The 12,967-nt window shown below is 69.4% G+C and carries 19 protein-coding genes; 3 read left to right on the forward strand and 16 right to left on the reverse strand.

The features are described from left to right. Positions 1-12: 12 nt before the first annotated feature. The 9 genes from CLV67_RS08670 to CLV67_RS08710 are packed head-to-tail and all read right to left on the reverse strand — an operon-like array spanning position 13 to position 7,578. A complete protein-coding gene (locus CLV67_RS08670; protein ID WP_106316657.1) occupies positions 13-2,472 on the reverse strand; it encodes a hypothetical protein in 2,460 nt (819 codons plus the stop codon). A 9-nt stretch (positions 2,473-2,481) separates the two neighbouring features. Further along, on the reverse strand, positions 2,482-2,673 hold the full coding sequence (locus tag CLV67_RS08675) for a hypothetical protein (RefSeq protein ID WP_239166251.1): 192 nt from the start codon (positions 2,671-2,673) through the stop codon (positions 2,482-2,484). A 20-nt stretch (positions 2,674-2,693) separates the two neighbouring features. Continuing rightward, a complete protein-coding gene (locus tag CLV67_RS08680) occupies positions 2,694-3,203 on the reverse strand; it encodes a DUF7426 family protein (RefSeq protein WP_106316659.1) in 510 nt (169 codons plus the stop codon). 1 nt (position 3,204) lies between these two features. Further along, positions 3,205-3,957: a phage tail tube protein gene (locus tag CLV67_RS08685; protein WP_106316660.1), complete on the reverse strand. Its 753-nt coding sequence runs from the start codon at positions 3,955-3,957 to the stop codon at positions 3,205-3,207. A gap of 9 nt (positions 3,958-3,966) precedes the next feature. Further along, positions 3,967-4,419 carry a minor capsid protein gene (locus CLV67_RS08690; RefSeq protein ID WP_106316661.1) on the reverse strand — a complete coding sequence of 151 codons (453 nt, stop codon included), beginning with the start codon at positions 4,417-4,419 and terminating at the stop codon, positions 3,967-3,969. A 1-nt stretch (position 4,420) separates the two neighbouring features. Next, positions 4,421-4,786 (reverse strand): minor capsid protein, encoded by a 366-nt coding sequence (locus CLV67_RS08695; protein WP_106316662.1) that lies wholly within the window; start codon positions 4,784-4,786, stop codon positions 4,421-4,423. A 2-nt stretch (positions 4,787-4,788) separates the two neighbouring features. After that, positions 4,789-5,136 (reverse strand): hypothetical protein, encoded by a 348-nt coding sequence (locus CLV67_RS08700; protein WP_106317104.1) that lies wholly within the window; start codon positions 5,134-5,136, stop codon positions 4,789-4,791. Continuing rightward, complete coding sequence (locus tag CLV67_RS53220; protein WP_239166252.1) at positions 5,133-5,813, reverse strand: hypothetical protein; 681 nt, start codon at positions 5,811-5,813, stop codon at positions 5,133-5,135. Before CLV67_RS53220 ends, CLV67_RS08700 begins: the two co-directional genes overlap by 4 nt. A gap of 16 nt (positions 5,814-5,829) precedes the next feature. Beyond that, the gene (locus tag CLV67_RS08710; protein ID WP_307833861.1) at positions 5,830-7,578 is read right to left on the reverse strand and encodes a DUF4082 domain-containing protein; all 1,749 of its coding nucleotides are present in this window, start codon (positions 7,576-7,578) and stop codon (positions 5,830-5,832) included. On the opposite strand from CLV67_RS08710, the gene CLV67_RS51740 reads away from it, so the two are divergent. Further along, the gene (locus CLV67_RS51740) at positions 7,514-7,744 is read left to right on the forward strand and encodes a hypothetical protein (protein WP_170153786.1); all 231 of its coding nucleotides are present in this window, start codon (positions 7,514-7,516) and stop codon (positions 7,742-7,744) included. The genes CLV67_RS08710 and CLV67_RS51740 overlap by 65 nt on opposite strands. A gap of 152 nt (positions 7,745-7,896) precedes the next feature. Here CLV67_RS51740 and CLV67_RS08715 read toward each other — a convergent pair whose 3' ends face one another. The 7 genes from CLV67_RS08715 to CLV67_RS08745 form a co-directional block, all read right to left on the reverse strand. After that, positions 7,897-8,340 carry a hypothetical protein gene (locus CLV67_RS08715; RefSeq protein WP_146169017.1) on the reverse strand — a complete coding sequence of 148 codons (444 nt, stop codon included), beginning with the start codon at positions 8,338-8,340 and terminating at the stop codon, positions 7,897-7,899. 76 nt (positions 8,341-8,416) lie between these two features. Continuing rightward, positions 8,417-8,806, reverse strand: a complete 390-nt coding sequence (locus CLV67_RS08720) for a phage tail fiber protein (protein ID WP_106316665.1) — start codon at positions 8,804-8,806, stop codon at positions 8,417-8,419. Continuing rightward, a complete protein-coding gene (locus CLV67_RS08725) occupies positions 8,803-9,138 on the reverse strand; it encodes a hypothetical protein (protein WP_106316666.1) in 336 nt (111 codons plus the stop codon). The genes CLV67_RS08720 and CLV67_RS08725 overlap by 4 nt, the downstream gene beginning before the upstream one ends. Positions 9,139-9,210: 72 nt before the next feature. Beyond that, positions 9,211-9,801, reverse strand: a complete 591-nt coding sequence (locus tag CLV67_RS08730) for a hypothetical protein (protein WP_106316667.1) — start codon at positions 9,799-9,801, stop codon at positions 9,211-9,213. Next, entirely contained in the window at positions 9,798-10,163 is a 366-nt protein-coding gene (locus tag CLV67_RS08735) for a hypothetical protein (protein ID WP_106316668.1), read from the reverse strand. The genes CLV67_RS08730 and CLV67_RS08735 overlap by 4 nt, the downstream gene beginning before the upstream one ends. Positions 10,164-10,171: 8 nt before the next feature. Then, positions 10,172-11,206 (reverse strand): major capsid protein, encoded by a 1,035-nt coding sequence (locus CLV67_RS08740; protein WP_106316669.1) that lies wholly within the window; start codon positions 11,204-11,206, stop codon positions 10,172-10,174. Positions 11,207-11,217: 11 nt separating this feature from the next. Then, a complete protein-coding gene (locus CLV67_RS08745; RefSeq protein ID WP_106316670.1) occupies positions 11,218-11,937 on the reverse strand; it encodes a hypothetical protein in 720 nt (239 codons plus the stop codon). Positions 11,938-12,146: 209 nt separating this feature from the next. On the opposite strand from CLV67_RS08745, the gene CLV67_RS08750 reads away from it, so the two are divergent. Together CLV67_RS08750 and CLV67_RS08755 are read left to right on the forward strand one after the other, a co-directional pair. Beyond that, positions 12,147-12,440, forward strand: coding sequence for a hypothetical protein (locus tag CLV67_RS08750; protein WP_146169018.1), 294 nt, complete (start codon positions 12,147-12,149; stop codon positions 12,438-12,440). 29 nt (positions 12,441-12,469) lie between these two features. After that, a complete protein-coding gene (locus CLV67_RS08755) occupies positions 12,470-12,967 on the forward strand; it encodes a hypothetical protein (protein ID WP_146169019.1) in 498 nt (165 codons plus the stop codon).

A 12,967-nucleotide genomic window follows, 5' to 3' on the forward strand; every position in this document is an offset into this window, starting at 1 on the left:
GCGCCTCCCCTGTTACTGGCCGAGGACGACCTGGACGTCGCCGCCGCGCCACTTGATCGCGCCGCGCAGGATCTCGACGAGTAGGTCGTCGATGGCGGCGCCGGACGAGCGGAGTTCCAGCACGGTGCGGCCCATTAGGTCCCGAAGCTTGCTGAGCGGGATGACGGCCTCGTCCTCGCCGCCCTCAGCGACGCCGACGAGCCGGCCGCCGGGGGTGGCCGGCACGATGCCGCCCTGGGCGAGGTACGGGATGTTGGGGGTGTCCATGCGGGCGCCGCCGATGACACCGAACGGCGTGCTGACGGAGGGCAGGCTGAAGGAGAGGTTGTTCCACCTCGCGATCACCCAGTTCACGGCCCCCTTGAAGCTCTCCTTGAGCCCGTTCCACATGCCCGACGCGGCGGAAGAGATCCGGCCAGGGAGCCCGCGCACCCAGGTGATCAAGGCGTTTCCACCAGCCTTGATCCGGTCATAGGTGGTCTTGGCCGTGTTGTACCAGCTGCCGACCTTTTCACCGGCCTTTTCGAACCACCTGACCAAGGATTTGACCTGCTCGATGATGTCCTTGATCTTCTGCTGGTTCTCCGGCCGGTCCAGCCACGCGGAGATCCGCTCCAGGGTGACGTGCGCCCCGTCGAGCACCGAATCCGTGGCACCCTTGGCGTCCGGGAAAATGATGGCCAGGAATTTCCCGACGACCTCGACGATGTCCTCACCGACGACCCAGATCTTCTCCATCGTCTCGGCGCTGTCCTCGAAGAACTTCTTCAGCGCGCCGGACTCGTCCGCCTTGCGGATCCATTCCGAGAACTTCTCGACGGTGTTGGCCAGCCGTACACCGAAACGCTCCATGAAGGGCCCCGCCTTCGCGGAGAGCCGCCCCCAGGCGTCCATGAACGGGCCCGTGATGGCCTCACCGATCCGGCCGATCATGCGCTCAAAGGACGCCATCCCGGCATCCATGTTCTTGATGAACGACTTCTTAGAGACCGATTCGCCGAGGTTGTGAAACAGCCCGTTCACCATGCCGGCCATGGAGGTCAGCCGCGACTTGAGCGTGCCCTTCCACTTCTCAGCGACCGAGGTAATCCGGTCACCCACGCCCTTGAACAGCCGCTCCTGAACGGCCAGACGAAGATCCTCAAAGGCGGGCTTGAGCCGCTTGATCGCGTCAACGGCGGCCTGAGCAGCCGGCGCGAGCTTTGTGATCTCCTGACCCGCGCCACCGCCCCCGCCACCACCGACGGGCTTGCGTGCCTGCTGCAGCGCATGCTCGGCATCCGCGACACCCTCGACCGCGGCACGTTCCCGCTTACGGGCAGCCGCCACCTCGTCGACAGCGGCCCGGTGCCGCTCCTGCGCGGCCTTGACCTCGTCGCTGCCCTTGATACCTTTCTTGGCCGCCTCAGCGTGCTCCTCGCCCAGGTCCTCGACGCGGTCCTTGGACTCCTCGGCCGCGTGCTGAGCCTCCCGGAGCGCGAGCTCGGCGCGCTGGATGGCGAGCGGCTCCCACGGACGGCGCAGCGCTTCCTGGTAGGCGACCTCAGCTTCCGTCACGCGGAGCGCAGCTGACTCCTGGGAGAGCTTCGCCCCGGCCAGATCCCGGCTGAGATCTTGAAGGTTCTCGGCCGCACGCCGTTCCGCGCGGGCCAAGTCTTCCTGTGCCTCCTTGGCACGGACACGGGCGCGAGTCAGGTTCTCTTGGCTGGCCGTGACCTCTTCGTTCGCGTCCCGGACCCGGCGCTCGGCCTGGGCGATCTGGTAAGCCCGGTCGACCATCGCCGCACCGGATCCGCCCCCACCGCCGACCTTCTTGAAGGCGTCGTCGAGCCCCATGAACCCGAGCCCGAGGACGCCGGTGAGGGCACCGAGGCCGCCGATCAGGCCGGGCAGCGAACCGAGCGCACCACCGAGGACACCGATCGCGGAAGCCGAGCTGGCCGCCGCCGCACCGAGAGCAGCGAACCACGCCAGCGTCTGGATGATCGGCCCGCCGGACTGTGCGATCACACCCATCAACGACGACATCGCGCCGCTGACGACGCCGAACCCGCCCCGGATCCCACCGCCGATGCCTTCGGCAGCCGCACCACCCAGGTTGCGGCCTTCGCTGACGAACTTGCCCCGGCCGTCACGTAGCCGGCCGTTCGCGTCCCGGGTGAAGCCCTCGCCGCCCTCCCGGCCGGCACGGCCCATGGCGATCGCCGCTTCGATCGCAGCCTGCTCGGCAGCGGTGACGAACCGGCCCTTCGTGTCCCGGAGCCGCCCGCCGGCGTCGCGGGTGAACGCGTCCGCACCCCGGGCACCAGCAGAGCCCCAGTTACGGGCGATCCCGGCCGCCGTGGTCGCGGCGTCGGCCTGCATCGCCTGCCCAGCCGCACGAACCTTGCGCCTGCCGTCGCCCAACCCTTTCTCCAAGGGCCGGTCGTCGGTCTTCAGGATGGCGACAAGCTCGCCCAGCTTCAGCGCCATCCCGGCCTCCTACTCGTCGGGCACGGGCTCGTGCTCAGGTGGGGGTTTCATCGCGAGAGACAGCCTGGATTTGGGCATGCTGAGCAGGCCGACGATCCGGGTCTGGAGCCAGCGCCAGGACCGGGACGCCATCAGCCCCGGGTCCTCGACGTCGATGCCATACTCCGAATGCAGGTCGGCCTCGATCGCGGCCCAGTGCACGAGCAGGTCGGCCCAGGTGGTTACCGGGGCCGACTCCCGCGCCTGGACTTCCGGCGGGATCTCGTACCACTCGTAGAGCCCGGTGACGGGGTCTCGCTGGCCCCGCCCGTACTGGTCGCGCCAGTCCTCTCCGCTGCCCGACGCTCCTGGCGGTTCGCCGGGCTCTGCAGTTTTCCCGGGTCCCCAGCGGACTTCCAGAACAGCTCGGCGGCTTCCTCGCCCCGGACGATCCAGATGAACGCCGTGCTGCCGCAGAACTCGATGTACTCGTCCTCGACACCGTCACGCACCATGGCGTCCCAGACCGGGCCGAGGACCCGCTGCGAGAGCGTCATGCTTCCCGGCAGCTTCGGCGCCAGGGCCCTCGCCTCGCGCTCCTCGTCCTCGTCCTCGGCGACGCCAGCCGAGTAGATGGAGCGGCACCACAGGCCGAGTTCCGCCGACGCGGGCGGGACCTCGTACGTCCGGCCTTTGACGGGCAGCTTCAGTGGCTCGGCGACGAGGTAGTTGGTGAGTTCCTCGAATGCCACGTCAGCTGATCACCAGGTCGTCGGCGGCGGTGTTCGGGCTGGCGCCGGCCGGTGTCGTGACCACGGCGTCCCGGGTGCCGGCGGTGAGCGCGGGCTTCTGCGCGGTGATCAGCCCGTCGTTGTTCACGACGAATGTGGTTGCGGCGACGCCGCCGAAGGTCACCGCGGTGGCGCCGGTGAACTTCTGGCCGAAGATCTGGATCAGGCCACCCGCGGCGGTTCCGGCCGCGGCCGGGGACAGGCTGGTGATGGCCGGGAGCGCGGAGGCGAGCGGATTGGCGATGTCGGCGAGCGGCCCCTGTCCCATGAGGACGAAGTCGATGACCTCGCGGCCCTTGCCGCCGGACTGCTTCCACTCCTTGACGTACGCGCGGCCCTCGGAGCTGTGCCCGTCGTCGAGGCCGTCGCGGTTGTAGAACCGCACCCCGAACTCCGAGGCCTGGGCGCTCGCGGATCGGAGGGCCTTGTACTTGGTCCGGAGGAAGGCGTGCTGCGTGTCGACAGCCGATCCGGCCGCGTTCGTCGAGAAGGCGATCTTGCCCTCGATCTGCCAGCTGTAGCCGGTGACCGCGTCGCGGGCGGCGCCACCGTCCTCGTACGCCTCGTCGTCTTCCGTGCGCAGCGTCTCCGTCAGCTTCGCCTCTTCCACACCCATCAGCTGGAAGTAGCTGCTGGCGGGGAACGTGGCGGTGTCCAGGTCGATGCGGTACTTGCGGGCGAGGACGGTGACGCGGGTGCTGGGTGTGGTGGCCATGCGGACCTCCTAGTCGGTGTTGTTGCTGGTCGGACGCATGGCGTCCACGTGGTAGTTCTCCGACCGCTCCCAGCGCCGGGAGCCGTCGCGGCCCATCGACGTGTACGAGGAGCGGACGATGTCCTTGACGGGGATGCCTCCCCAGGTGAGCCCGGATGCGCCGTCGAGCAGGTCGAAAATCTGGTCGGCGAGGTCGTCGCAGTCGCGTGGGTCCTGGCCGGCCCTCAGCCGGATCTGCACGCCGAGCCGGTGGTCGGCCATGCCCGGCAGGTTCGTGCCGAGCGGGTACGCAGCGAGCGTGATGAGCCGGTCCGGCTGGGCGGGGATGTCCCGGATCACGATCGCCGTCGCGTTGCTCGAGTAGGCGGCGCCGGTGGGATCCCAGGTGCCGATGCCCGCGTCCTGGAGGTGTTCGGCAAGGCCGCCGAGTAGCCGGCTGGTGAAGCCGTCGCCGATCGCCATGTCAGCCTCCGAGTAGGTCGCGGGGCGGGCCGGCGAGCAGCTGCAGCATCGTGTCGCGTTCCTCGGTCATGGGCTGCTCGAGGTATTTCGCCTGCCGTCCTGCGTCGTGGCGCCAGGTGAGTTCCTCGTGCTGACGGACGGCGTAGGGGCGGTCGTAGGAGACGGCGGCGGCCTGGTCGTCGGCATCGGTGGACACTTCGCCGGACCGCTCCAGGTCGCCCTCTTCGAGCGGCACGAGGACGGAGGACGCCTGGAGCAGGTGTTCGGCGGCGAGTTCGAGGCCTTCCATGGAGGCGCCGCGGATGGCGGCGAGGATGCGGTCGTCGTCCCATGCGAGCCGGTACCCGTCGCTTGCCTCACGGTCCACGGCTACTCCAGGTTGATCTCTTGGTGCTCGGGAAGAGCGAGGCCGGGGGCGGTCAGCCGGGCGGCGGCGAGCACGCGGGCTGGCCGGGACCGCCAGGGGACGGTGACGAGCGACCCCGGCTTGATCTCCGGGTCGAGCGGGGCGAACACCGTGGTGCTGCTCAGGTGCTCGCTGCCGTAGGCGTCGACGGTCTGCACGGTCACGGCACGGCGGACGTCCTCGATGTAGCAGGGGCTGAGGCTGGTGGCGGCCGCGAAGGTGTCGCCGTAGGCGCCAGAGCCGGTCCAGGCCTGAACGGTGACGGTGTGCGGGGTGAGGCCGACGGAGGCGAGGAACTCTTCCCAGGTCACCAGCAGTACCCCCACGGTTCGCCGGGCTGGCCACCGGTGAGGCCGGCGGCCTGCAGGGTGAGCCAGGCCTGGTCGACGAGCCCGTTGGTGCGCGGGACCGGGCTGGTGGGCGTCGCGGCCTTGGTGCCCTGGAGCTTGCCGATCGTGAAGCTGGTGATCGTGGTGAGGATGCCGCCGAGCCCAGTGGAGTCGCCGTCCTGGGCGTTGCCTGCGATCTGCTCGAGCGAGGCCTGCCGCAGCGCCTCGACGTACACCGGGTCGGTGATGTCGTAGACGGCGGCGAGGAGTGCCCGGTCGATCTCCCGGGCGGCGCGGATGAGCAGCTGGTCGGCGTTGTCGGGCAGCGGGGACAGGATGTCCGACAGGTCGGCTTGGGACGCGTACGCGCCGGTCGGCGGGACCGCCAGGGTGGAGCCGTCGACGACTTGGAAGGCGCCGAAGCGGGCGTCGGTGACGGGGCCGGTGACGGCCACCTTGTAGGTCCACTGGCCGAGGTCTGTGGGTTCGAAGGTGGCGGCCCGGTAGATGCCGAGGCTCGGCGAGGCGACGGATGGGATGACCGGGCTGCCGACGGTGGGCGTGGCAGTGAACACCACGGTCGCGGCGGCCAGGGCGCCGTCCCGGTCGTAGACGGTGTGCTCCAGGTTGACGCCCTGGCCGAGCAGGTATCTGGGCACGGGCGCCTCCAGGCGGTCAGGTGGGTGGTCGGCCAGTGCGGAGAACCAGCGGCCGGGAGACCGTCGCCAGGACGGTTGGCCTCGTGGTGGTGCGGAGCGCGCTGGTGGGCGCGGAGGTGGCCCCGTCAGGCGGAACGATGATCGCCGTGGCAGTCAGGCTGCCGAGACCAGCAAGGGTCGCCATGGCCGAGGTGGCGCGGGCGACGGTGCCGGTGAGGGCACCAACAGCGGCGAGGAGGCCGGTGTCGACGGCAGTGCGCACTGCCGTGGCGCTGAGTGCGCCGGTGCCGGAGAGTGTTGCGGTTTCGACGCCTGGTGGTGTGACGTCGCCTGCCGCGGTGAGTGTCCCGGTGGCGGACAGAACCGCCGTGCCGAGGCGAGTGGTGGTGCCGGTGGCTGTGAGTGCCCCCGTGGCGCTCAGGGTGCCGGTCGTGGCTGCGGTGCGTTCGCCGGCGGCGGTGAGGCTGCCGGTGGCGGTGAGGGTGGCGGTCTGGTCGCCGCCGGTGGTGCCGGTGGCGGTGAGCTCGCCGAGCCCGGCCAGGGCCGCCGTGGTGGCCTGGGTGCGGGCGGCGGTGCCGGTGAGTGCTCCGGTGGCGGCGAGTGTGGCCGTGGTGTCGGTGGTGCGGAGTCCGGTGCCGGAGAGGCCGCCGGTTGCGGCGAGGGTGGCTGTGGCGTCCTGGGTGCGGACGCCGGTTGCCGCCAGAGTGCCGGTCGCCGCCAGGGCGGCTGTGCCGCTGGTGGTCTTGGTAGCGGTGCCTGTGAGGGTGCCGTTGGCGGCCAGGGTGGCGGTGGTGCTGGTGTCGCGGGTCGCCGCCCCGGACAGGGTGCCGGTGGCTGCCAGCGTGGCGTCGGCGTTGTGGGTGACCGGGCCGCCCGCCCCGGCGGTGTAGTCGACGTCGACGAAGTAGTTGGTCTGGCTGCCGGGGCTGTTCGGGTAGCCCGCCGACGCGTTGATCCGGAACGTGCCCTGGGAGATGGTTTTCCCGGCGACGGTGTCTCCGTCGGCGTCGGCGGTGATGTTGCCGTTGACCAGGTCGCTGCCGAAGAAACTGGTGGTGGCGACGTACCGGCCGTCACCGGAGAACACGCTGGCCCGGTACGCGGTTCCGGCGGTGACGGAGACCGGGCCGATCGGAACCGTGTTCCACGTGCCCGGGTTCGGGGCGCTGCCCATGGTGGCGCTGGCGAGCAGCGTGCCGGTGCCGGGGTCGCTGGTGTCTACGGACCAGAGGGCGACGGTGTAGACGCCGGAGACGGTGGTGGTGGCGAACCAGCGGATCGCGGTGACCTGACCGTCAGCGGCGAACCGCATCGTCGTAGCGACGGTGATGCCAGGCGTGCCGTCGGACGCGTTGATAACCGCCGGGGTCTGGTTACGGAACAGATGCTCCGCGCCGGACGCCCTGGTGGGCGGGCCGATCGGATGGCCGTAGCCGATCGGGACCGAGTTAGCCGAGACGGAGGTCCCGACCGTCGAAACCTGGTTCGCGCCACCACCGGTCCAGTCGCGTACAGGAATAGAAACGGCCGCCTGGTCAAGTACCCAAAACCCAGCCGGACCGGTACATAGCCAGGCCCCCAGTGAGGCCGCAAGCGTCGATACCTCGTCGTCAGAGAGCGCGCGGGTCCAAGCGGCAGCACACTCCATGTCCCCAACTAGGCGTGCTACACCCGAAACCCAGTCCCCCAGCCCTAGGCCTGTGATCGCCATCGGCGTGATCGTGAAGGACACCGAGTTTGAACGTGTCCATACGCCTGTACTCATGTTGAGCGCGTGGAACCGAGCTGGTGTATTGCCCGCCGTCTTGCTGACAACCAACAGGTACCAGGTGTTGATGGCCAGCGTGATGGCAGAGCTTGGGGACCTGTCGAAAGCGTTGATGCGGGCGGTGAATGCACCCCCGCCCGCAATCCGGATGTTGACGGCCTGATCAGATGCGCCGGCGGAGGAGTACGGATATTGGGTGCCGGAGGTCGATGTGAAGCGCACCATGATGGCCGCAGCGAACCCGTCGGTGAACCCGAACGTTCCGGCGGTCAGAATGACCTCTCCGTTGGAGAATGTCCGTGCCACTCAGGCCCCCTAGCTTGTGGTGTAGCTGAGCCCCACCGCCAGAAGTTCGGCGTCGCCAGTGGCCGTGTCGGAGCCGTCAGCTGCTGCCCGAGCCACCCGCACCACCACCAGGTCCCCGGCCGCCAACGAGTCCGCGTTGGTCAGCGTGATGCTGGTCTCGGCGAGGTACCCGGCCGTTCCCGGCACCGTCGTCGTCCCGGTGTTCGCCGACCCGAAGTCCTGGGCGTCCACATCCGTCGAGTCGCCGGGGCTGGTCGCGGAGATCCGCACGTCCCAGACCACCGCACCGCTCGTGGCGCTCGCGGCCAGCCATTGCAGCTTCGCGACCGGCGTCGACGCGTAGTCGTCCGGCATCCGAAACTGCCAGACACACCACTCTTCGCTGCTGGCGTCGAAAAGCAGCTTGAGCGTGTAGACACCCGGCGCGGTTGCCGACGACTTCGTCACGCTCATGCCCGGCGCCAGGTTGCTGGCAGACCCGTCCGGGAGCGTCGCCGCCCCCGGCGTCAGAACAATCGTCCCGAGCACGTCAGGCCGCCAGCCCGCCCTGCGTCGCCGTCGGCGTGATCGACAGCGTATCCCCGTTTGCCACCGTCTTGTTCGCCCCCAGCGGCCCCGAAATCTGGAAGTTCCCAGAGGTCAGGGCATCCCATTCGCTGACGTGGGAGATCGTCTCCGTACCTGCCGACCACGACGTCCAGGAGACCGCCGTACCGGTCATCGACCGGTTCGTGCTCACCGTGGACGGCGCCGCATACGTCACCGGCTTCCGCGTCGTCTCCGCCGACGCGTTGGCCGTCCCCGCCGCGCCCGGATCACCGGTGTGAACCTTCAGGTGCGGGGTGTACGCCGTCCACGTCGTCCCCCGGCGGACATTCAGGATCGCGTCCGCGTGCGTCGTGCTCAGGCCTGTCGTCACTTCTCGGCCCCCTTCGCCTCCAGGTGCGCCAGCAGGTCCCCGCCGCGCAGCTCCTCAGCCCCCGCCGTCTGCGGCCCACACAGACCCGTCGGGCAGCCCGCCTCACGGCAGCAGTCCATGTGCAGGTACAGCCCCGGCTCGTTCAGCTGGTCGATCGCCAGCGCCTTCACCTCCGCCGGGTGGTCGCTGCCCAGGACGATCGCGATAACCGCCTGGCTCGGCCGGTCATCGCGGTCCGGATCGGCACCGACCGTGTGCCGAGGGTGGTCGTCGATCAGTCCACAGCGATCACACACCCGGATGGGCCGGTCGTCGCCGATGTTCTCGTGCATCAGCCCCTCCAGGGCGTGAGATGGAACGGTGCGGGCCCGGGGAACAGCCGGAAACCCGAGCCCGCACCGAGATCAGGTGAGGACGACGTACGGCACGAACTGCTTCGCCGTCGTGCTCGTGATCGTCAGCGGCGCCGAGGCCGTCAGCGACGAACCCGACGACTGCGACAACGCCCGCTCGCCGGTCACGATCGCCGGAGCCGCCACCGAACCCAGCAGCGTCGGCGGCGTCGTCGCGGTGACCATGATCCCGACGTAGTAGATGCCAGTCCGCGGCACCGTCACCGGGCTCGCCAGCGCCAACGTCTTCGTCGTGTTCGCCGCCCACGCCGTGCTGGTCTGGTCCCCGGTCTGCCCCAGCAGCGCCGGAACCGCGCTGTCGTCGTACAACGCGAACCAGTAGTTCGTCGGCGTACCGGCCGCGGTCGCACCCGACCGCACCGAGATGTTCGTGATGATGTCGCCGGCCCGCAGGAAGATCGGCACCGACGTCATGACACCGGTGGCGAGTGCGACCTGGCCGGTGTCACCGGCGCTGTCGTACAGGCCGATCCGCGGCAGGTTGCGCCGGGCGAACGTCTCCGGGCTGGCCGGGTCGCTGGCGTTCGCCCACTCCAGCAGGTCACGGACGTTGCGGCGGTAGCCGCCGAGCTGCTCGCTCATGAGTCCTCCTTCTTGCCGAGGAACTTCTCGGCCAGCTGGTCACGGGTGAGCGCCTCGGCCTGCTCCTCGGTGAGGCGGAGACCCTCCGGCGCGTCGTTCATCGCGAAGGCCTTCCAGTCGGCCTTCGACGCGCCCCGAGACGGGGCACCCGGCGGCGGATCGAACGGCGGCGGCTCCTCGGAGTGGGCTGGCTCGACGGCCAGGTCCTCGTCCTCGTCCGGGATGACGCTGTAGCCAGCGCCCTGGAAGTACGCCAGCGCCGAAGCGGTCAGCGGACCCTCGTAAATGCCCCTGACCAGTGGCACACCAGCGACCTCGCCGGTGTAGTCCGGGACGGGGGCAGTGACGGTGTACGTCCTCATGTCGCTCCTCACCGGACCTTGATGTTCCGGAGCACCGCGGCCGCGCGGGTCGCCTTGAGAGCGACGCCGACCGGGCCGAGCTCGACCTCACCGGTCTTCACCGCGCCGGACGAGTTGAAGTCCGGCAGCCACGAGCGGACCAGCTGGCCGTCGGTGGTGGTGACGCCGTGGAAGCCGTCCATGCCGATCCGGACCGCGTACAGGTCGGTCAGGTTGGCGATGTTGCCGCCACCACCGGCGCCGTCCGCGTCACGCGTGACGAGCGGGATGATCGGGTCGCTCGTGCCGGCCTTCTCGCCCGGGTCGAAGAACACGATGCCGCCGTACGACTCGCGGACGATCGGCCGGCCGTTCGGGCCCATCAGGCCGTCCATCGGGTCGGCGGTGTACATCCCGGACCGGCGTGCCATGGCCCGGATCCGGGCCAGCGCCCACTTGTTGCCGAGGATCAGGGTCGGGGTGCCGTCGAGCAGGGACAGCCACTCGTCGATCCGGTCCTGAGCCTTGAAGTGGCTGCGGGTGTCGGTGTCGAAGTCGGTCCAGTCCAGGTAGCCCGAGGTGATGCCGTAGTTGATCGGCAGGTACTCGGTGGTGGACCCGGCGAGGGCCTTGTTGAGGCCGTCGAAGGAGTTGGCGTCGACCGCAGTGTCCCCGTTGATCACGACGTCCTGGAACTTGGTCCGGGTCGCCTTGATCTTCTGCTGCATGTTCAGTGTGACCGCGCCGGACGCGGCCGCACCGAGGCGGGCCAGCACCCGGTCGATGCCGAACGAGCCACCCATCACCGCGAGGGTGGTGGTGTACTTCTGGGTCTTGACCTCGGTCGGCGTGTACTCCGTGTTGTAGGCACGGGTGTCCGCGGTCGGCTGCGTGATGAGCCGCCGGTAGCCGTAGTCGAGGGTGCCACCGCCACCGCTGGGGTTGACGGCGTCGTCGAAGACGAGCGCGTCCAGGATCGGCGATTCCTTGCGGAACTCGTCGATGACGGTGAGGTCGACGTCGTCGTTGGTGTTGTTCTTCGCCTCAAGCAGCGAAGTGGGCATGATCGCCCCTTTCAGCCGGCCATCTTCTTGGCGACGGCGGATTGGAGGTTGGCGGATCGGGCGGGGCCGTGTCCGCCGCCGGTGTGGTCGCTGCTGCCGGACCTCGTGCCGCCGCCCTTGGCGCCGGTGGTTCCGTATCGAGCGGGGTTGTCTTTGACCGCTTTTTTGACCAGGTCGCCGACCTTGTCGGCGTAGTCGTCAGCGGTGACGTCCAGCTTCTTGAGCTGGTCGAGGAACTTGGTGCTGTCGAGCAGCTCGGCGGCGTGGGCCGAGTGCTTGGTTGCCGCGTCCCGGACGGCCAGCTGCACGGCCAGGGCTTCAGCGCGCTGCTCGGCCGCGGTTGCGCGGTCGGTCAGCTGCTTGACCTGGGTCTCCGGGTCGGCCTTGCCGTCGGAGCCGATGCCGAGCGCCTTGAGGACGCTGGCCAGCTTGTCGCTGCTGTCCTTGGCCGCCTGCTTGGCCTTTCGCTCGGCCTCGCGGGCGGAACCGAGGGCGCGAGCGGCGCGTTCCTTGTCGAACTCGCCGTCGTCCAGCTTCGGCTTCTTGTCGCCGTCGCCGGTCTTGTCGTCACCGGCGTCGTCGTTCTCGCCGCCACCTGCAGGGCCGCCACCGGCGGACCCGTCCCCTCCGCCGTCGCCCGGATCGTTGCGGTGCCAGCCGCCCCGAGGCGGTCGTGGCGTCAGCTCGATTCCGGAGAGCAGGCTCAGGGCACGGCGACGGGTGTGACGCATGGGTACTCCTGGGTGTCATCGGCGGCACCTTGTCCGCGGACTGTGTGTCCGTCAGCCCTTGGCTGGCGGGTCGTACCGTGCGCCCCATTTGCCATCCGTAGAGGGAATGATCAATGAAGGCACGTCACGTCATGTTGGCCAGCGCGATCGCGTTGGCCGGCTGCTCCAGCCCAGCTCCAGCCGCACACACCGAAGGCCAATCCCCGGTGGTGGCCGAAACGTCGCTACCGAGCGCCCCGGCGCTACCGGCCTGCTCGGAGGTGTTCATCCCGGGCAAGACCGTCGACGAGAAGAAGGCCCTCGCCGGGTGCCTCAGCACGCGTGGTCAGGTCGTGGCCGTGGGCTTCTTCGAGTGCCAGGACGGCGGGGTGCTGTTCCAGGTCGACGCCAGCACCGGAGCGCCGGGCGGCTACGGGTTCGGCGGCAAGCCGTACCGCGTGGTGACAGGCGAGGCCGCGGCCGACAAGGGCTACAAGAAGGCCTACAACACCTGCGTGGGCTGACCGTGCCTCCCCAGAAGCACAAACCCTCCGTGCCCGGCTTGGTTCTCCTGGCCGTCGTACTACTGGGCCTTTGCGCCTTCTGCAGCTGCGGCACCGACGACGAGGACGAGCCGAGGAGCCTGAGCAGCTCCCCGAGTCCAAGTCCGAGCTCGAAGCCGACGCCGATCCGAGTGGTGCCCACGGCCGACGTGTACGCCGGGATCGCGTGTGACACGTTCAGCAGCGGCTACCGGGCCACGATGACGGCTTCCGCGCGTATCGACCTGGCGAAGCAGATCAGCGGCTACGCCGAGGACTCGGAGACCGCCGGGGTACGCAAAGCGACCGGATCGCTGGCCAAGAACGCGCTGACCGGGGGAAAGGGCTGGAAGGCCAGTGGTGCAGCGTTCGTGAAGTGGTGCAAGGCGCGCGGCTGGGTCGACTACACCGACTCCGAGGATGGCCGGTCCCGGGGTGACAGCTACAACGGAGGCGGCGACAGCGACGGTGGCGGCTGGTCGCGCAGGCGTGGGCGGGGGTGGTGGTAG

This window comes from Actinoplanes italicus, assembly GCF_003001815.1.
In the GTDB taxonomy this organism is placed as follows: domain Bacteria; phylum Actinomycetota; class Actinomycetes; order Mycobacteriales; family Micromonosporaceae; genus Actinoplanes; species Actinoplanes italicus.

Excerpts from the sequence above, each read along its gene's own strand:
- CLV67_RS08685 (WP_106316660.1), bottom strand. The coding sequence starts at position 3,957 with ATGGCCACCACACCCAGCACCCGCGTCACCGTCCTCGCCCGCAAGTAC.
- CLV67_RS08710 (WP_307833861.1), bottom strand. The coding sequence starts at position 7,578 with ATGAGTACAGGCGTATGGACACGTTCAAACTCGGTGTCCTTCACGATC.
- CLV67_RS08670 (WP_106316657.1), bottom strand. The coding sequence starts at position 2,472 with ATGGCGCTGAAGCTGGGCGAGCTTGTCGCCATCCTGAAGACCGACGAC.
- CLV67_RS08740 (WP_106316669.1), bottom strand. The coding sequence starts at position 11,206 with ATGCCCACTTCGCTGCTTGAGGCGAAGAACAACACCAACGACGACGTC.
- CLV67_RS08745 (WP_106316670.1), bottom strand. The coding sequence starts at position 11,937 with ATGCGTCACACCCGTCGCCGTGCCCTGAGCCTGCTCTCCGGAATCGAG.
- CLV67_RS08690 (WP_106316661.1), bottom strand. The coding sequence starts at position 4,419 with ATGGCGATCGGCGACGGCTTCACCAGCCGGCTACTCGGCGGCCTTGCC.
- CLV67_RS08735 (WP_106316668.1), bottom strand. The coding sequence starts at position 10,163 with ATGAGGACGTACACCGTCACTGCCCCCGTCCCGGACTACACCGGCGAG.
- CLV67_RS08725 (WP_106316666.1), bottom strand. The coding sequence starts at position 9,138 with ATGCACGAGAACATCGGCGACGACCGGCCCATCCGGGTGTGTGATCGC.
- CLV67_RS08730 (WP_106316667.1), bottom strand. The coding sequence starts at position 9,801 with ATGAGCGAGCAGCTCGGCGGCTACCGCCGCAACGTCCGTGACCTGCTG.
- CLV67_RS08715 (WP_146169017.1), bottom strand. The coding sequence starts at position 8,340 with ATGAGCGTGACGAAGTCGTCGGCAACCGCGCCGGGTGTCTACACGCTC.